This window comes from Streptomyces colwelliae, assembly GCF_048158785.1.
Lineage (GTDB): Bacteria > Actinomycetota > Actinomycetes > Streptomycetales > Streptomycetaceae > Streptomyces.
The window spans coordinates 1-15,811 of sequence record NZ_JBLTJC010000251.1 but is presented as its reverse complement, the minus strand read 5'-3'; the positions used below and the strand labels follow the sequence as shown (position 1 = coordinate 15,811).

At 70.4% G+C, this 15,811-nt stretch carries 19 protein-coding genes; 9 read left to right on the top strand and 10 right to left on the bottom strand.

Annotated features, from left to right (window positions below):
* Window positions 1-59 precede the first annotated feature (59 nt).
* Both ACNFOC_RS37055 and ACNFOC_RS37050 read right to left on the bottom strand, forming a co-directional pair.
* The gene (locus tag ACNFOC_RS37055; RefSeq protein WP_416963417.1) at window positions 60-248 is read right to left on the bottom strand and encodes a hypothetical protein; all 189 of its coding nucleotides are present in this window, start codon (window positions 246-248) and stop codon (window positions 60-62) included.
* A 117-nt stretch (window positions 249-365) separates the two neighbouring features.
* Entirely contained in the window at window positions 366-878 is a 513-nt protein-coding gene (locus ACNFOC_RS37050; protein ID WP_416963414.1) for a DinB family protein, read from the bottom strand.
* 106 nt (window positions 879-984) lie between these two features.
* Between ACNFOC_RS37050 and ACNFOC_RS37045 the strand changes: the two genes are divergently transcribed.
* Window positions 985-1,896 carry a Gfo/Idh/MocA family protein gene (locus ACNFOC_RS37045; protein ID WP_416963413.1) on the top strand — a complete coding sequence of 304 codons (912 nt, stop codon included), beginning with the start codon at window positions 985-987 and terminating at the stop codon, window positions 1,894-1,896.
* On the opposite strand, the gene lnt is transcribed toward ACNFOC_RS37045, so the two are convergent.
* The gene (lnt, locus tag ACNFOC_RS37040) at window positions 1,814-3,388 is read right to left on the bottom strand and encodes an apolipoprotein N-acyltransferase (protein ID WP_416963412.1); all 1,575 of its coding nucleotides are present in this window, start codon (window positions 3,386-3,388) and stop codon (window positions 1,814-1,816) included. The two genes, ACNFOC_RS37045 and lnt, sit on opposite strands and share 83 nt — an antisense overlap.
* A gap of 120 nt (window positions 3,389-3,508) precedes the next feature.
* The gene (locus ACNFOC_RS37035) at window positions 3,509-4,009 is read right to left on the bottom strand and encodes a nuclear transport factor 2 family protein (RefSeq protein WP_416963411.1); all 501 of its coding nucleotides are present in this window, start codon (window positions 4,007-4,009) and stop codon (window positions 3,509-3,511) included.
* Between the two features lie 123 nt (window positions 4,010-4,132).
* Between ACNFOC_RS37035 and ACNFOC_RS37030 the strand changes: the two genes are divergently transcribed.
* On the top strand, window positions 4,133-4,873 hold the full coding sequence (locus ACNFOC_RS37030; RefSeq protein ID WP_416963410.1) for an SDR family NAD(P)-dependent oxidoreductase: 741 nt from the start codon (window positions 4,133-4,135) through the stop codon (window positions 4,871-4,873).
* An 85-nt stretch (window positions 4,874-4,958) separates the two neighbouring features.
* On the opposite strand, the gene ACNFOC_RS37025 is transcribed toward ACNFOC_RS37030, so the two are convergent.
* The 3 genes from ACNFOC_RS37025 to ACNFOC_RS37015 form a co-directional block, all read right to left on the bottom strand.
* Complete coding sequence (locus ACNFOC_RS37025) at window positions 4,959-5,138, bottom strand: hypothetical protein (protein WP_406129176.1); 180 nt, start codon at window positions 5,136-5,138, stop codon at window positions 4,959-4,961.
* 109 nt (window positions 5,139-5,247) lie between these two features.
* Window positions 5,248-5,766 carry a DUF1877 family protein gene (locus ACNFOC_RS37020; protein WP_416963409.1) on the bottom strand — a complete coding sequence of 173 codons (519 nt, stop codon included), beginning with the start codon at window positions 5,764-5,766 and terminating at the stop codon, window positions 5,248-5,250.
* An 8-nt stretch (window positions 5,767-5,774) separates the two neighbouring features.
* Complete coding sequence (locus ACNFOC_RS37015) at window positions 5,775-6,053, bottom strand: winged helix-turn-helix transcriptional regulator (RefSeq protein WP_416963416.1); 279 nt, start codon at window positions 6,051-6,053, stop codon at window positions 5,775-5,777.
* A 188-nt stretch (window positions 6,054-6,241) separates the two neighbouring features.
* On the opposite strand from ACNFOC_RS37015, the gene ACNFOC_RS37010 reads away from it, so the two are divergent.
* Window positions 6,242-6,802, top strand: a complete 561-nt coding sequence (locus tag ACNFOC_RS37010) for a carboxymuconolactone decarboxylase family protein (RefSeq protein ID WP_416963408.1) — start codon at window positions 6,242-6,244, stop codon at window positions 6,800-6,802.
* Between the two features lies 1 nt (window position 6,803).
* On the opposite strand, the gene ACNFOC_RS37005 is transcribed toward ACNFOC_RS37010, so the two are convergent.
* A complete protein-coding gene (locus tag ACNFOC_RS37005) occupies window positions 6,804-7,679 on the bottom strand; it encodes an undecaprenyl-diphosphate phosphatase (RefSeq protein WP_416963407.1) in 876 nt (291 codons plus the stop codon).
* A gap of 320 nt (window positions 7,680-7,999) precedes the next feature.
* Here ACNFOC_RS37005 and ACNFOC_RS37000 point away from each other — a divergent pair, with 320 nt between their 5' ends.
* The 3 genes from ACNFOC_RS37000 to ACNFOC_RS36990 all read left to right on the top strand — a co-directional run bounded on the left by ACNFOC_RS37000 (window position 8,000) and on the right by ACNFOC_RS36990 (window position 10,874).
* Window positions 8,000-9,196 (top strand): Gfo/Idh/MocA family protein, encoded by a 1,197-nt coding sequence (locus ACNFOC_RS37000; protein WP_416963406.1) that lies wholly within the window; start codon window positions 8,000-8,002, stop codon window positions 9,194-9,196.
* Window positions 9,193-10,131, top strand: a complete 939-nt coding sequence (locus ACNFOC_RS36995) for a DUF6807 domain-containing protein (protein ID WP_416963405.1) — start codon at window positions 9,193-9,195, stop codon at window positions 10,129-10,131. The genes ACNFOC_RS37000 and ACNFOC_RS36995 overlap by 4 nt, the downstream gene beginning before the upstream one ends.
* 131 nt (window positions 10,132-10,262) lie before the next feature.
* Entirely contained in the window at window positions 10,263-10,874 is a 612-nt protein-coding gene (locus tag ACNFOC_RS36990; protein WP_416963415.1) for a cupin domain-containing protein, read from the top strand.
* Window positions 10,875-10,908: 34 nt separating this feature from the next.
* Here ACNFOC_RS36990 and ACNFOC_RS36985 read toward each other — a convergent pair whose 3' ends face one another.
* A complete protein-coding gene (locus ACNFOC_RS36985; RefSeq protein WP_416963404.1) occupies window positions 10,909-11,382 on the bottom strand; it encodes a winged helix-turn-helix transcriptional regulator in 474 nt (157 codons plus the stop codon).
* Window positions 11,383-11,499: 117 nt separating this feature from the next.
* Here ACNFOC_RS36985 and ACNFOC_RS36980 point away from each other — a divergent pair, with 117 nt between their 5' ends.
* On the top strand, window positions 11,500-12,669 hold the full coding sequence (locus ACNFOC_RS36980) for a thiolase family protein (protein WP_416963403.1): 1,170 nt from the start codon (window positions 11,500-11,502) through the stop codon (window positions 12,667-12,669).
* 4 nt (window positions 12,670-12,673) lie between these two features.
* Here ACNFOC_RS36980 and ACNFOC_RS36975 read toward each other — a convergent pair whose 3' ends face one another.
* The gene (locus ACNFOC_RS36975; protein WP_416963402.1) at window positions 12,674-13,525 is read right to left on the bottom strand and encodes a TVP38/TMEM64 family protein; all 852 of its coding nucleotides are present in this window, start codon (window positions 13,523-13,525) and stop codon (window positions 12,674-12,676) included.
* A gap of 50 nt (window positions 13,526-13,575) precedes the next feature.
* Between ACNFOC_RS36975 and ACNFOC_RS36970 the strand changes: the two genes are divergently transcribed.
* Both ACNFOC_RS36970 and tuf read left to right on the top strand, forming a co-directional pair.
* Window positions 13,576-14,295, top strand: a complete 720-nt coding sequence (locus ACNFOC_RS36970) for a DNA alkylation repair protein (RefSeq protein ID WP_416963401.1) — start codon at window positions 13,576-13,578, stop codon at window positions 14,293-14,295.
* A gap of 346 nt (window positions 14,296-14,641) precedes the next feature.
* A partial coding sequence (gene tuf, locus ACNFOC_RS36965; protein WP_416963400.1) for an elongation factor Tu occupies window positions 14,642-15,811 on the top strand: 1,170 nt, incomplete at its 3' end.

The following is a 15,811-nucleotide window of genomic DNA, read 5'->3' as shown; positions in this document are numbered from 1 at the left end:
CACGGGCCTGAACCACTACAGCGCCAGCGACGCGAACACGGGCACCGGCCCGGCGGACATCACCCCGGCGCCTGCGCGGCCTGTACGACCTGCGGCTCCGCGCTGCCGTCCGGGCGCGGCACCGACGCTTGGGACGGTACGGCCGGGGGAGCGGGGGCCACCGGCCGCTGGACCGTCACACAGCCGGAGAGGGCCGAGACAGCCACGGTGACCAGGAGCGTTGCGGTGGTGGTCGTCGTTCGATGCACCCGCGCAACTCTGCTGGTTCCGGCCCCGTTCGGGACAGCGGACGGGCGGATGATGCCCCACACGGGTGATCTCCGCCCCCTTACGGACGGCGCGCGCCCGCTCCGGGTGACGTGACGTCAGTCGCCGGTGTTCCCGTCGATCCGCTCGCGGAGCAGGTCGGCGTGGCCGTTGTGCCGGGCGTACTCCTCGATCATGTGCGTGTGGATCCAGCGCAGGTTGAAGCGCTCGCCGGTGCGCCGGTGCTTGCCCACGGAGATGTCGTCCAGGGCGAACCGGGCCGCGTGCTCGTCCGCCGCCGCGATCTCGGCCTGCCAGGTGGCGTGGGCCTCCGCCCAGGTGTCCGTCTCGGTGAGATGGAAATCGCCGTCCGGGTCCTCGTCGGTGCAGTAGATCGGGGTCAGCTGCTCGTCCGACATGACCCGGCGGTACCAGCTCCGCTCCACCTCCGCCATGTGCCGCACCAGGCCCATGAGCGTCAGGTTGGACGGCTCCACCGCAGCGGTCCTCAACTGTTCGTCGGTCAGACCCTCGCACTTCCAGGCCAGGGTGTCCCGGTGGTACTTGAGCCAGCCGTCCAGCATGGTGCGTTCGTCGGCGGTGGTCGCGGGTTCACTGCGCTCGATGGTCATGCCCGCATCCTCGCGTGCTCCGACCGCCCGCACCAGGGGATATTCCCCCGCCGTATGCTTCCGAGGAGGTACACGAGGTACCGCTGGGCGACCGTTGGGAGACTCCGTGAAGGTCGGCTGCATCGGGCTCGGTGACATCGCGCAGAAGGCCTACCTGCCGGTTCTCGGCGGGCTCCCCGGGGTCGATCTGCATCTGCAGACCCGCACCCCCGCCACGCTCGCCCGGGTCGCCGACGGCCTGCACCTCCCGGCGGACCGGCGCCACACGGACCTCGACGCGCTCCTCACGCAGGGCCTCGACGCCGCGTTCGTGCACGCGCCCACGACCGTGCACCCCGAGATCGTCACCCGGCTGCTGGAGGCGGGCGTAGCGACGTACGTCGACAAGCCGCTCGCCTACGAACTCGCCGACTCCGAGCGGCTGGTACGGCTCGCGGAGGAGCGGAACGTGTCGCTCGCGGTCGGCTTCAACCGCCGCCACGCCCCCGGGTACGCGCAGTGCGCCGACCACCCGCGCGAGCTGATCCTCATGCAGAAGAACCGGATCGGGCTCCCCGAGGAGCCGCGCGCCATGATCCTGGACGACTTCATCCACATCGTGGACACCCTGCGGTTCCTGGTGCCGGGGGAGATCGAGGACGTGACCGTGCGCGCCCGCGTCCAGGACGGACTGCTGCACCACCTCGTGCTCCAGCTCTCCGGCGACGGCTTCACCGCACTCGGCGTGATGAACCGGCTCAGCGGCTCGGTGGAGGAGATCCTGGAGGTCTCCGGGCAGGACACCAAGCGTCAGGTCCTCAACCTCGCCGAGGTCGTCGACCACAAGGGCCAGCCGACCGTACGGCGGCGCGGTGACTGGGTGCCGGTGGCCCGGCAGCGCGGCATCGAGCAGGCCGTCCTCACGTTCCTCGACGCCGTACGCGCCGGCAAGGTGCTCAGCGCCCGGGACGCGCTGGCGACTCACGAACTGTGCGAGCGGGTGGTACGAGCGGTCGCGGACCGGTCCGCCGCAGCCTGAACGCCATCGCTCCCTCCCCGACGCACATCGCCGCGAGCACCAGCAGCGCCAGGCCCACCGGCCAGGCGCCGTAGCGGACGTACGGGGTGATGCCGTGCGCGAGCGGGACGTCGTAGACCTGGGTGGTGCTCTTGTCCGTGCCCAGCCAGGATCCGATGCGTTGTCCGCTGGGGCCGTAGACGGCGGAGACGCCGGTCAGGGTGGCGTGGACCATCGGGCGGCCCGTCTCGGCGGCGCGCAGGGCGGCGAGGGTGGCGTGCTGTTCGGGGGCCCAGCTGTTCTGGAACGACGAGGTCGACGACTGGGCGAGGAGGACGTCCGCGCCGTCCTGGGCGAGGTGGCGGCTCATGTCCGGGAACGCGGTCTCGAAGCAGATCAGCGGGCCGACGCGCAGCCCGTGCCCTACGTTCATCACGACCTGCTCGGTGCCGTGTCTGCGGTCGACGCCCGCCGCCTTGCCGACGGAGGTGGCCCAGCCGAGCAGGGAGCGGAACGGGATGTACTCGCCGAAGGGGACGAGCCGCATCTTGTCGTAGCGGTCGCCGGTGAGGCCACTGGGGCCGACCAGGATCGAGCTCTTGTAGATGCCGGGCTTGTCCGAGCGTTCGGCGTCCACGTCGACCAGGATGTCGGCGCCGGTCTCCTTGGAGAGGGCGGCGATACGGCGCGCGAGATCGGGCCGCTTGGTGAGGTCGAAGCTGACGCTGCTCTCGCCCCAGGCGATCAAGTCGACGTCCTGACCGGTGAGTTGGCGGGTCAGCTGCTCCTCGCGGTCGAAGCGCCGGGCCCCGCTCTCGTCGCCGTCGATGATCCCGGGCTGTACGACGGCGATCCGGACGTGGCCGTCGACGTCGGGGCGCGGCGACCACACCCAGGCGGCCGAGGTGACGGCGGCGGTGACGAGAAGCCCGGCGACGGCGGGCACCCGGACCGCGCGCACGGCGACCAGGACGGCCACCGCGACATTGACGGCCACGACCAGGAAGCTCAGCAGCCACACCCCGCCGACGGACGCGAGCCGCAACGCCGGTTCCACCTGCCACTGGGTGGAGCCGAGCAGCCCCCAGGGGCCGCCCAACCCCTGCCAGGACCTCACGAGTTCGACCATCAGCCAGCCCGAGGGCAGGACCAGGAGCGCGGCGGCACCCCGCCGGGGCGACGGGACGCCACCGAGGAAGCGGCGCACCAGCCAGCCCCACGGCGCCCACAGCGCGCCGAGCAGCCCCGCGATGACCACGATGAACACGCTCAGGCTCGGCACCAGCCAGCTGTGCACGGCGAGCATGAACCCGAGGCCCCCGCACCAGCCGTCGTGGACCGCCCGCCGCCCGGTCGGCGCCGAGCGCGTCAGCAGGATCCAGGGGACGAGCGCGACGTAGGCGAACCACCACAGGGACGGCGCGGGGAACGCGAACACGGGCAGGGCGCCCGCGAGCACGGCGAGCAGGGAACGCCGCCACGGAGAGGCGAGCCAGTCGCCGAACGTTTTCATACGGCACATCCCTACCCGCTGGTCGCTCCAGTGTGCGTGCCCTGGACGATCTCGCACAGAGGACGTCGACCCGGCCGTCACGGTCCGGCCACTCCAGCCGGTCCGGTCAGTCCGGCCGTCTCAGTTGACCACGGCCTGCGGGCGCCGCTCGGGAAGGCGCCGCCACTTCTCCTCCACGACGACCTCGGTCAGCCGCCAGCCGTCGTACGTCCGCAGCAGGCCGAACGCGTACCGCCCGCCGCACACGAAGTCGGGAGCGGTGGAGCCGTCGCCCTCGTCGCCCTGCTCCTCCTTGGCGAAGCGCATCGGGTTGACGTAGTCGGCCTGAACACGGGCCGTGTCGTCGGTGTGCTGGTCCAGGGCTCCGAAGCGGATCCGCCGGTTGACGATCAGATGCTGCCGCATCGAGAACAGTTGCAGGCTCTCATCGAGCCACCCGGCGACTTGTTCCGCGTTCCCCTCGATCCCTCCGGCGGACCGGTAGTCGGCACGCCCGTCCGGGGCGAACAGTTTCCGGTACGCCTCCCAGTCGCCGTCGTCCACCGCCACCGCGTATTCGGTGATCACTTCGTCCACGGCCAGCCGGTCCATCACAATCGCCAGTTCCACACGCTGCGTCATCGGCTCAGTGTTGGCTACGGAGGGTGTCGCGCCAAGAGGGACGCGGATACAAGGCGGGGAACATTCGGTGGTGTTCGACGATTCTTCGCCGATCTTCATCGGATTTCGTTGTGAGGAGTACTCATGAAACGTCTTGTCACGGTCGTCACCGGGGGCAGCCGGGGGATCGGCGCGGCGACCTGCCGGCGGCTCGCGGAGGACGGGCACGACGTGGTGGTGGGCCATCTCCGGGACGCGAAGGCGGCGGAGGAGGTCGCGGACGCGGTACGGCGGGCCGGCGCCCGTTCGGTGTGCGTGCGCGGGGACACGGCCGTCGAGGCGGACGTGGAGCGGCTCTTCGCGGTGGCCGAGCGGCAACTCGGGCCGGTCACCGGGCTGGTGAACAACGCCGGGGTGACCGGCCCGTTCGGCCGCCTCGCCGACACCGACCCCGCCGACCTGCGCCGGGTCGTCGAGGTCAACCTCCTGGGCACACTGCTGTGTTCACGCCGCGCCGCGCGCGTGATGACGGCACGGGGAAACGGCGTGATCGTGAACGTCTCGTCCGCCGCCGCGACCCTTGGCAGCCCCGGCGAATACGTCCACTACGCCGCGACGAAGGCCGCCGTCGACGCCCTCACGCTCGGCCTGGCCAAGGAACTCGGCCCCGACGGCATCCGCGTCAACGCGGTCGCGCCCGGCGTCATCGACACGGAGATCCACGCGAGGATGGGGGACCCGGACCGCCCTGACCGGTTGGCGGCGTCGATCCCGCTGCGCCGTGCCGGTCAGCCCGAGGAAGTCGCCGCCGCGATCGCCTGGTTGATGTCGCCGGACGCGTCGTACGCGACGGGGACTGTGGTGCGGGTGTCGGGCGGGCGATGAGCCGGTGGGCGGCGGGACAGGGCGAGTTGAACCGGTTGGGTTGAACCGGCCGGGTTGAACCGGCTGGGTTGACGATCAGGAGGATTCAGGCCGCCGCGATGACCTCTTCACGTATCGCCTTGGCCCACTCGACCACCAACAGCTCGTATTCCTCCCGCTCCTGGGTGGAGAGCGAGCCGCCCGCACGCAGCCAGAGTGCCCGGATCTGCTCGTTCACCTCGGAAGCAGACCGCACGGAACCAGGGGCCACGAAATCGGGGGACATGCGAACAGCCTAGGGGCAAGGACTGACACTGCGCTACCAGACGGCTACTCAGACCGTATGGGGTTGGTCACGGGCACGGTGAAACGGGCGCCCGGTGCGGCCCGGACGCTCAGTCGACCCACGTGACGACACACTGGGTGTGACGTGCGGCGGCGCGGTAGAACTCCCGCACGGCGACGAAGTGTTCGGTCAGATGTTCCCGTACGTCACCGTCGAATCCGGCACCGAATCCACAGACGGCGGCGGCGACTTCGGTGGACGCGGGCAAGTCCGCGAGCAGGTCGCCGAGTCGGACGCGGTCCAGTGCGGCGGCGATGTCGGCGACCGCGGTGGGGGCGAGCAGCCGGGGCGGATCGCCGAAACCGTCGTACACCTCGTCGTGGTCCAGGAATCCCACATCTCCGCCGGGATCGCCCGACACGGCGCGGTCGAGCAGGGCGGTCAACTGCGGGTCGGCGCCGGTCGAGCGGCAGTAGCGGATGAGGCCCCACAGTGCCCAGCCCGTGTCGAGCAGGTCGCCGTCCGGCGGGTCCCAGCCCGGGGACCCGCCGGACGAGTCGAGGGCTGAAGTACGGCAGGTGTCGAGGTACTCGTTCGTCACGCGGGCGAACTGCTGTGTCAGCGCCATGAGTTGGGTCACCTCCGCCGCTCGGCCCACACCCGCGACCACTCCGACAGCGGAGCCATCGCTGTCACCAGGTCCGTGCCGAGTGCGGTCAACTGCCAGGCCCCGTCGGGTGTCTGCCCGGCGATGTCCGCCTCGCGCAGTTCCGTCAGCCGGGTGGACAGGACGCTGGAGGACATGCTGTCGCAACGGCGTCGCAGGTCGCGGAAGCCGATCGGGGTGCCGTGCCGGTGGAGTTCCCAGATCACGCGGAGTGTCCAGCGTCGGCCGAGGAGATCGAGCGCGGCCATGACGGGGCGGCCGGTGGCCGATCCGCGCACGGGGCGACCGGGAGCGGGCGTGGATCCGGCGGGCGTGGATCCCGTGGGCGCGGATTCCAACTGGCCTCCTCTGCCGACTTCTTGTGACCGTGCCTCACCCTTGCGCTTCGATTTCAGAAGCGCAAGAGTCGGTGGACATGAAACAAGAGTCGATGGACATGAGACAGCGCATCGAAGGCGTCACCCCGCCCTACGCCCCCGAGACGGACCGCGCCCTGCACCGCTGGATGCCGCCCGGCGTGACCCGCGAACCCCTGATGCTCTTCAAGGTCCTCGAACGCCATCCGGAACTCGCCTCCCGGATGCGGGCGTTGGGCGCCGGGCTCCTCGTCCACGGTCGTCTGAGTGCCGCCGACCGTGAACTCGTGATCGCCCGTGTCTGCGCCCGCTCCGGCTGCGCCTACGAGTGGGGAGTCCACATGGCGACGTACGCCGAAGTCGCCCAACTCACCCCGGACCAGATCACCTTGACCGCGACCGGCACCCCGGACGACCCGGCCTGGTCGCCCCGCCAGTCCGCGCTGCTCCGAGCCGTCGACGAACTCCACGCCGACGCCCGGCTGAGCGACGCCGCGTGGTCCGGTCTGCGGGAGCGGCTCGGCGAACCCGAGGCCCTCGAACTCCTTGTGCTGGCCGGGTGGTACCGCACCATCGCGTACGTCGCCAACGGTGTCGGGATCGAGCCGGAGGCGTGGGCGCTTGCCCTGCCCGGGAGTTGACTCAGCCCGCCGACTCCGCCGCGTGCGGGCTCAACTCGCCCGCCGTGACCAGCGCGATGATGACGATGCCGAGCGCGACGCGGTAGTAGACGAACGGCATGAAGGACTTGTGCGAGATGAACTTCATGAACCAGGCGATCACGGCGTATCCGACCACGAACGCGATCACCGTCGCGAACATCGTCGGCCCCCACGCGACATGCCCTTCCTCTGCCGCGTCCTTCAACTCGAAGGCGCCCGAGGCCAGTACGGCCGGCATGGCGAGCAGGAAGGAGTAACGGGCCGCAGCCTCACGGGTGTAGCCCATGAACAGGCCGCCGCTGATGGTCGCGCCCGAGCGGGAGACGCCGGGGACGAGGGCCATCGCCTGGCAGAGGCCGTACAGCAGACCGTCCTTGGCGTTGAGGTTCTCAAGCGTCTTGCGCTGCTTGGGGGCCCGGTGTCGGCCGCCGTTCTCGTCGCGGGCCGCGAGGCGGTCGGCGATGCCGATGACGACGCCCATCACGATCAGCATGGTGGCGGTGATGCGCAGGTCGCGGAACGGGCCCTCGATCTGGTCCTTGAGGGTCACGCCGAGCACGCCGATCGGGATGGAGCCGACGATCACCAGCCAGCCCATCTGGGCGTCGTGGTCGTGCCGCATCTCCTTGTTCGTGAGCGACCGGAACCACGCGGCGAGAATCCGCCCGACATCCTGGCGGAAATAGATCAGCACCGCCGCCTCCGTGCCGAGCTGTGTGATCGCGGTGAAGGCCGCGCCCGGATCCTCCCAGCCCGAGAAGGCCGCCGTCAGCCGCAGATGCGCGCTGGAGGAGACGGGGAGGAACTCGGTCAGCCCCTGGACGAGTCCGAGGATGAGGGATTCAAACCAAGACATGGAGTTACGGCGTCCAAGTGCTGATCGAGGAGGGGCAAAGGACACACCAAAACGCCGCGCGCGGTGAACGAGTGTGTGTGAGGGGCAGCGTAGCGTCCCGGTGTGACAGGCCCGACACAGGGGTTTCACGGCGGTCGCGGGACTCCGGGCGCGGAGGTTTCAGGGCGGTTGCGTGACTCCGCACACAGAGGTTTCACGAGTGGTCCGACGACTCCGGGTTCGCGGTGTTGACCAGCTGCGGGGGCGGCGCATACGTTGCAGCGGAGGAAAGCGCTTGCTGCATGCGCTCGCTGTTCCCCGGAGGAGTGCTGATCACGACCATGTCCACACCCGCCACCAACCCCGGGGCGCTCCAGCCCTTGACCCCTCTCACCGGCCGACGCATCCGGGCCGCCGTGGTCGGCGCCGGTGCCATCGGCCGCGGTTCCCATTTCCCGGCGCTCGCGCGGCTCGCCGAGGAGGGGGAGACCGAGGTCGTCGCGGCCGTTGACATCGATGCCACGTCGGTCGAGTCCTTCTGCGCCGAGGCAGGGATCCCGCACGCCTACACCGATCTGGAGCAGATGCTCCGGGAACAGCGGCCCGACCTCGTCACCATCTGCACCCCGCCCACCCTGCACCGCGCGCAGACGATCGCCGCGCTGCGGGCCGGCGCCTGGGTCTGGTGCGAGAAGCCGCCGGTGCCGACGCTCGCCGACTTCGACGCCGTGGAGAAAGAAGAAGGCGCAGAGGGCCCGGGACAGGGCACAGCCGGCGGGCCGTACGCCTCGATCGTCTTTCAGCACCGTTTCGGGTCGGGTTCCCGGCATGTGCGCCGGCTGCTCGCCGAGCAGGCGATGGGGCGGCCGCTCGTGGCGCACTGCCAGACCACCTGGTACCGCGACACCGCTTACTACGCGGTGCCCTGGCGCGGTCGCTGGGAGACCGAGGGTGGCGGGCCCGCGATGGGACACGGCATCCACCAGATGGACCTGCTGCTCGACCTGCTCGGGCCGTGGACCGAGGTGAAGGCCATGGCCGGGCGGCTGGTCCACGACGTGGAGACCGAGGACGTCTCGACCGCCCTGGTCCGCTTCGAGAACGGCGCGATGGCGACCGTCGTGAACAGCGTGCTGAGCCCCGACGAGGTCAGCCGTATCCGCATCGACTGCGAGCGCGCGACCGTCGAACTCACCCACCTGTACGGGCACAGCAACGACAACTGGCGCATCACGCCCGCCCCGGACGTGTCGGGCGACGAGGCCGCGGCCTGGCGGGACTTCGGGCCGGACGTGCCGAGTTCGCACCTGGAGCAGCTGCGTGAACTCGTCGTGAGCATGCGGGCCGGCGAACGGCCGCGCAGCAGCGGCACGGACGGCCGCACCAGCCTCGAACTGATCACCGCGCTCTACAAGTCGGCGTTCACGGACACGACCGTGCGGGCCGGCGAGATCGGCCCCGGAGACCCCTATTACACGGCGTTGCACGGCGGCGCCCCTGGCTGGGCGCCCGTGGCGCGCGAGGAGGTGCCGGCGTGACCGGCCTGCGTATCGTCCATGCCCACGGGGACCGCATCACGGTGACCGAACCGGCCACCGGCGTCGAGCTGTTCAGCTACGTGTACCGGCCCGAGGCCGCCTGGGAGGCGCCGAAGCCGTACCTCCACCCGATCAGGACACTCGCCGGTGACGTCGTCACGGACTACCGGCCCAACGACCACCGCTGGCACAAGGGCCTCCAGTTCACCGCTTCGCATCTCTCGGGCTCGAACCTGTGGGGCGGCAACACATACGTTCACGGCGAGGGATATCTCCAACTCCCGGAGCGGGTCGGGTCGATGGCCCACGTCGCCTTCGACGAGATCGACATCCACACCGACTCGGGCGAGGAACGGCTCGTCATCGCCGAACGGCTGACCTGGCACCCGTACAGCGGTGAACTCTGGGCCGACGAGCAGCGCCGGATCGAGGTGCATGATGTGGATACGGAGTCGGGTTCGTGGGCGCTGACCTGGACGAGCGCCGTGACGAACCGCCGTGACGAGCCCCTGCGGTTCGGCAGTCCGACCACTCACGGGCGCGAGGCGGCCGGCTACACGGGCCTCTTCTGGCGCGGCCCGCGCGCCTTCCGCGACGGCCGGATCATCGGCCCCGACGGCGAGGGTCCCGAGCTGATGGGCTCCCAGGGCCCCTGGCTCGCCGTCTCCGGCGAACACGACGGCACCGACGGCCACGCGACCATCGTCTTCGCCCACGCCCCCGAGAACGACCAGTCCGGCGCCCAGGGCACCCACCCCGCCCACTGGTTCGTCCGCAACGAGCCCTTCGCGGGGATCGCCCCCTCCTTCGCCTTCTACGACGAGCTGGAGCTCGCCCCCGGCGACACACTCACCCGGCGCTACCGGGTCGTCATCGCCGACGGGGAGTGGGAGCGGGAGGAGATCGCCAAGTACCTGGAGGCGCGCCCGTGGTGAGTGCATCTGTGGTTGACGCAGGGGCCGCTGGGGGCTTCTCCGGGTTGCCGGGCGGGGTCGCCGTCTCGCATCTGTCGGTCTACGACTGGCCGGCCGAGGTCGATGGCGGGGTGTGCGGCGGAACTCCCCATATGCACCTGACCTGTTCGGAGGGGTACGTCGTCACCGGCGGGCGTGGTGCGGTGCAGACGCTCACAACCTCCGGGTACGAGGTCACGCCGCTCGCGGCCGGAACGGTCGCCTGGTTCACGCCGGGCACGATCCACCGGCTCGTCAACGAGGACGACCTGCGCATCACCGTCCTCATGCAGAACAGCGGGCTGCCCGAGGCGGGCGACGCGGTGCTCACGCTGCCCCCGCCGTACCTCACCGACCCCGAGACGTACGCCTCCGTCACCGTGATTCCGGCCGACGCGCCCGAGGCGGAGCAGGAACGGGTCGCCAGGGCCCGGCGCGACCTCGCCCTGGAGGGCTACCGCGCGCTGCGAGACGCCGAGGGACCGGAAGCGCTGGCCGCCTTCCACCGGGCCGCCGCCGCGCTGGTACGGCCCCGGCTCACGGAGTGGCGCGAGCGCTGGGAGCGGGGGGCGCGAGCCGCCGCCACGGCCACGGGGGAGCAGCTCGACCGGCTGGAACAGGGTGACTTCTCGCACCTCGCCGGTGCTGTTGTACGGGCTGAACAGCCTTCGGCGTACGGGAAGTTCGGGATGTGCGGGCGGTTGGACGTCTACAAGGGGGCGTAGGCCCTGGCCTGTTTTTAGCAGGCGGCCTGTTGCATCAGGCTGCGGTCGGGCCTGTCACGGTCCAGCCCGGTGACTGCGGGTGGGCCGTCAGGTCCTCGTGGCGGACCGGGTTGCCGCAGGCGGTGCAGGTGACCGCGGGGACCAGTTCGTTGCCGCAGATGTGCTCGATCACCATGGGGCGGTCGAGCTGATCCCTCCGAAGATGACGGTCGCCCCACGCCATGAGGGTCATCAGGACCGGCTCCAGTTCGAGCCCCGCCTCGGTGGGCCGGTACTCGAAGCGCTGCGGATGCTCGCTGTACGCCCGCCGGGTCAGGATCCCGGCGTCGACGAGGCGACGCAGCCGGGTGGCCAGAACGTCGCGCGGGGCGCCGATGTTGCGGACCAGCTGGTCGAAGCGGCGGTTGCCGAGGCACACCTCCCTCAAGACGAGCAGGGAGTACTTCTCGCCGACGAGTGCCAGGGCGTCGGCGATCGAGCAGGGGCGCGGGTCTTTGGAGGCGGGCATGGCGTCCAGTCTAGGGCTGATTCGATGGTGGGTTTGTTTTTCCAACTTACGGGGCTATGGTGAGTTTGGATTTCCTACTCACCGGTAGTTGTGATCGTTGTTGTGGAGGCCCGCACCATGCGTGACGCAGTGATCGTCGAAGCCGTACGCACGCCCGTAGGCAAGGGCAAGCCGAACGGCTCCCTCGCCCAGGTCCACCCCGTCGAACTTCTCGCACACACCTTGCGCACCCTCGTCGAGCGCACCGGGGTCGACCCAGCCCTCATCGACGACGTCATCGGCGGCACCGTCACCCAGGTCGGTGAGCAGGCCGTCAACATCACCCGGCAGGCCGTGCTGTCGGCGGGCTTCCCGGAGTCGGTGCCCGCGACCACGGTGGACCGTCAGTGCGGCTCGTCCCAGCAGGCCGTGCACTTCGCGGCGCAGGGTGTGATCTCCGGGGCGTACGACCTGGTCGTGGCGTGCGGTGTGGAGTCCATGGGGCGCGTGCCGATGGGGTCGAGCGTGCTGCCGGGCACGGATCCCTTCGGTCCCGGTGTGGCCGGACGCTACCCGGAGGGCCTCGTCCCGCAGGGCATCAGCGCCGAACTCATCGCCGCCAAGTGGTCGATGACACGCGACCAGTTGGACGCCTTCGCGGTCTCCTCGCACGACAAGGCGGCCACCGCCTGGGACGCGGGCCTCTTCGACGCCCAGGTGGCACCCCTGGCGGGCGCCTCGCGCGACGAGTGCGTACGGCCCGGCAGCACCACCGAGATACTCGCCGGCCTGAAGCCCGCCTTCTACGACGCGACGTACGCCGAGCGCTTCCCGCAGATCGAGTGGAACATCACCGCCGGCAACTCCAGCCCGATCAACGACGGCGCCTCCGCCGTCCTCATCACGTCCAGCGAGACCGCGGCCCGGCTCGGGCTGCGCCCGCTCGCCCGGCTGCACAGCTTCGCCGTGACCGGTTCCGACCCGCTGCTCATGCTCACGGGCGTCATTCCGGCCACCGAGAAGGTGCTGCGCAGGGCATCGCTCACCCTCGACGACATCGACCTGTTCGAGGTCAACGAGGCGTTCTCCAGCGTCGTGCTGGCCTGGCAGCAGGAGACGGGCGCGGATCTCGCCAAGGTCAACGTGCACGGCGGGGCCATCGCGATCGGGCATCCGCTCGGGGCGAGCGGCACGCGGCTGACGACCACGCTGGTGCACGCGATGCGGGACCGGGGGGCGCGGTACGGGCTCCAGACGATGTGCGAGGCGGGGGGCCTCGCCAACGCGATGATCATCGAGGCGGTCTGACCTCTTACTGGGCTCGCAGATGGTGGCGCTTGCGCCAGGCCACCACCGCGCCACCCAGGGCGGGCAGGGCGATGCAGGCCATCGCGATCAGGAAGGCCGGTGACGTGGGGCTGGAGGCGCGGGCGCCGGCGACGACGTAGGCGGCGGTGTTCGGGATCGAGCCGAGGGCCGTCGCGAGCAGGAACGGCGTCCAGCGCATGCGGGAGACGGCGGCGCAGTAGTTCACGCCCCAGAACGGCAGTCCCGGGAAGAGCCGTGCCGCCAGCATCGAACGGAATCCGTGCCGGCTGAGCTGACCGTCCGCGGCCTTCAGCCACCGGCCCCGCAGCAGCGGGCGCAGGGCGTCCTGGCCCAGCACGCGGCCCAGGCCGAAGGAGATCCCGGCGCCGAGCACCGTGCCCGCCAGCGCCGCGCCGGTGCCCAGCTGGGAGCCGAACAGGGCGCCCGCGGCGAGGTTCAGCAGGGGGCGCGGTACGAATGCCACGCTGCACAGGCCGTACGCGGCCGCGAACACCAACGCGGCCATGGCGCCGCCGAGTTGGGGCGGCCAGCCGTCGGAGAGCAGTCGCTGCGGGTGGAAGAGCAGTACGGTCGACGCCGCCCCGGCGAGCAGCACGAGGAGCAGCGACAGCCGCGACCACGGAGAGAGCAGGGCTCTCGTGCAGCGCGCGGTGAAGCCGGTCGGGGTGACGGGCAGCAAGGGCACGGCGGGCAGCAGAGGTGCGACGGGCATGGCCGTGGGGACGGCCACGACTGCGGCGAGACCCGTGCCGGTGAGCTGCGCAGTGGTCCGGGCAGTGGCCTGGGGAGTGGCCGTGGCGGTGCCCCCAGAGTCGGTGGCGGCATCGGCGAGCATGTCGGCGACACTAACCGACCTGTGTATGTGATCGCCGTATGGTTCGTCTCATGAGCGTCACAGGTGCGGGCACCGTGCGGGTGCCGGGCAGCGTTCTCGCGGACACCGTGCTGGAGCGGCTCACGGCCACCTACGCCGCCGCGGCCGACCCGGAGCGGGCCGTGCCCATGCGGGCGTACATGAAGGACATCGCGCCCTTCCTGGGCCTCACCACACCCGTACGCAGGGCGTTGTCCCGCACGGTCCTGGAGGGTACGCCCCGCCCCGACGAGGCCGACTGCACCGCGATCGCCCTGCGCTGCTGGGAGCTGCCGGAGCGCGAGTACCAGTACTTCGCGGTGGACTACCTGCGCCGCCATGTGAGGCACTGCACGTCCGGCTTCCTGCCGGTCGCCCGCCATCTCGTCTCGACGGTCCCCTGGTGGGACACCGTCGACGCACTCGCCTCCCACGTAGTGGGAGGCCTGGTCGCCGCCGACCCGGAACTGGTCACCGACATGGACGCGTGGATCGTCGACGAGGACATGTGGGTCGCCCGTACGGCCCTCCTCCACCAACTGCGCTACAAGGAGCGCACCGACACCGAACGCCTCTTCGCGTACTGCCTGCGCCAGTCCGGACACCCTGATTTCTTCATCCGCAAGGCGATCGGCTGGTGCCTGCGCGAGTACGCGAAGACGGACCCGGAGGCGGTACGGGGCTTTCTGGCCAGGGAGAAGGAGCGGTTCGCGCCGTTGTCGGTGCGCGAGGCCCTGAAGAATCAGCACTGAAGAATCAGCCCTGAAGAATCAACACTGAAGAACATCGGGGCCTGAACTCCCGTGCCCTCGTACATCGATCGCCCTCATAAATCGTTCGACGCAGGGCAAAGCGTCGGCAATGATCGGAGCCATGTTCCGGTACGCCTTCCACCTCGCAGCATCCGCGGTCGCGGATGCCCCGAAGGCTGCCGTTCCCGTGCTCGATCCCGTTCTCCTCGCCGCAGTCGACGGCGCCCGAAGCTGACCCTCTCCGGATCGTCCGGCGGACCCCGCAGGGGGAGGGTCGGCGAGTCCTCGGGGTCCCCCTTTTTCACCAATGGGCTTTTCACCACTGGAGAGGCTTCGAGGTACAGCCATGTCCAAGACGGCATACGTCCGCACGAAACCGCATCTGAACATCGGCACGATGGGCCACGTCGACCACGGCAAGACCACCCTGACCGCCGCCATCACCAAGGTCCTCGCCGAGCGCGGCGCGTCCACCTTCGTACCGTTCGACCGGATCGACCGGGCGCCGGAGGAGGCCGCGCGGGGCATCACCATCAACATCGCGCACGTCGAGTACGAGACGGACACCCGGCACTACGCGCACGTGGACATGCCGGGCCACGCCGACTACGTCAAGAACATGGTCACCGGGGCCGCGCAGCTCGACGGGGCGATCCTCGTCGTCTCCGCGCTCGACGGGATCATGCCGCAGACCGCCGAACACGTGCTGCTCGCCCGGCAGGTGGGCGTCGACCACATCGTGGTCGCGCTCAACAAGGCCGACGCTGGCGACGACGAGCTGACCGACCTGGTCGAGCTGGAGGTCCGCGAACTGCTCACCGCGAACGGCTACGGCGGCGACTCCGTACCCGTCGTACGGGTGTCCGGTCTCAAGGCCCTTGAGGGGGACCCCCGTTGGACGGCGTCGATCGACGCGCTGCTCGACGCCGTGGACACGTACGTGCCCATGCCCGAGCGGTATTTGGACGCGCCGTTCCTGTTGCCGGTCGAGAACGTGCTCACGATCACCGGGCGCGGGACCGTCGTCACCGGGGCGATCGAGCGCGGCACGGTCCGGGTGGGCGACCGGATCGAAGTGCTCGGGGCCGCCGTCGACACGGTGGTCACCGGCCTGGAGACCTTCGGCAAGCCCATGGCGGAGGCGCAGGCCGGTGACAACGTGGCGCTGCTGCTGCGCGGTGTCCCACGCGACGCGGTCCGTCGCGGGCACATCGTCGCGGCGCCCGGCAGCATCGTCCCCAGCCGCCGCTTCTCGGCACAGGTGTACGTCCTGTCGGCCCGCGAGGGCGGCCGTACGACCGCGGTGTCGACCGGCTACCGGCCGCAGTTCTACATCCGCACCGCGGACGTGGTCGGCGACATCGACCTCGGCGAGACTGCGGTCGCCCGACCCGGCGACACCGTCACGATGTCGGTCGAGCTGGGCCGTGAGGTCCCGCTGGAGCACGACCTGGGCGGCGATGCCGTGCATGGCTGTGCGCACACCGCCCGGGATGGAGTCGAATACGTCGCTCGC

Excerpts from the sequence above, each read along its gene's own strand:
- ACNFOC_RS37000 (WP_416963406.1), top strand. The coding sequence starts at position 8,000 with ATGTCCACACCCGCCACCAACCCCGGGGCGCTCCAGCCCTTGACCCCT.
- ACNFOC_RS36970 (WP_416963401.1), top strand. The coding sequence starts at position 13,576 with ATGAGCGTCACAGGTGCGGGCACCGTGCGGGTGCCGGGCAGCGTTCTC.
- ACNFOC_RS37030 (WP_416963410.1), top strand. The coding sequence starts at position 4,133 with ATGAAACGTCTTGTCACGGTCGTCACCGGGGGCAGCCGGGGGATCGGC.
- ACNFOC_RS36985 (WP_416963404.1), bottom strand. The coding sequence starts at position 11,382 with ATGCCCGCCTCCAAAGACCCGCGCCCCTGCTCGATCGCCGACGCCCTG.
- ACNFOC_RS37035 (WP_416963411.1), bottom strand. The coding sequence starts at position 4,009 with ATGACGCAGCGTGTGGAACTGGCGATTGTGATGGACCGGCTGGCCGTG.
- ACNFOC_RS36980 (WP_416963403.1), top strand. The coding sequence starts at position 11,500 with ATGCGTGACGCAGTGATCGTCGAAGCCGTACGCACGCCCGTAGGCAAG.
- ACNFOC_RS36975 (WP_416963402.1), bottom strand. The coding sequence starts at position 13,525 with ATGCTCGCCGATGCCGCCACCGACTCTGGGGGCACCGCCACGGCCACT.
- ACNFOC_RS36990 (WP_416963415.1), top strand. The coding sequence starts at position 10,263 with ATGCACCTGACCTGTTCGGAGGGGTACGTCGTCACCGGCGGGCGTGGT.
- ACNFOC_RS37005 (WP_416963407.1), bottom strand. The coding sequence starts at position 7,679 with ATGTCTTGGTTTGAATCCCTCATCCTCGGACTCGTCCAGGGGCTGACC.
- ACNFOC_RS37020 (WP_416963409.1), bottom strand. The coding sequence starts at position 5,766 with ATGGCGCTGACACAGCAGTTCGCCCGCGTGACGAACGAGTACCTCGAC.
- ACNFOC_RS37050 (WP_416963414.1), bottom strand. The coding sequence starts at position 878 with ATGACCATCGAGCGCAGTGAACCCGCGACCACCGCCGACGAACGCACC.
- ACNFOC_RS37010 (WP_416963408.1), top strand. The coding sequence starts at position 6,242 with ATGAGACAGCGCATCGAAGGCGTCACCCCGCCCTACGCCCCCGAGACG.
- lnt (WP_416963412.1), bottom strand. The coding sequence starts at position 3,388 with ATGAAAACGTTCGGCGACTGGCTCGCCTCTCCGTGGCGGCGTTCCCTG.
- ACNFOC_RS37025 (WP_406129176.1), bottom strand. The coding sequence starts at position 5,138 with ATGTCCCCCGATTTCGTGGCCCCTGGTTCCGTGCGGTCTGCTTCCGAG.
- ACNFOC_RS37015 (WP_416963416.1), bottom strand. The coding sequence starts at position 6,053 with ATGGCCGCGCTCGATCTCCTCGGCCGACGCTGGACACTCCGCGTGATC.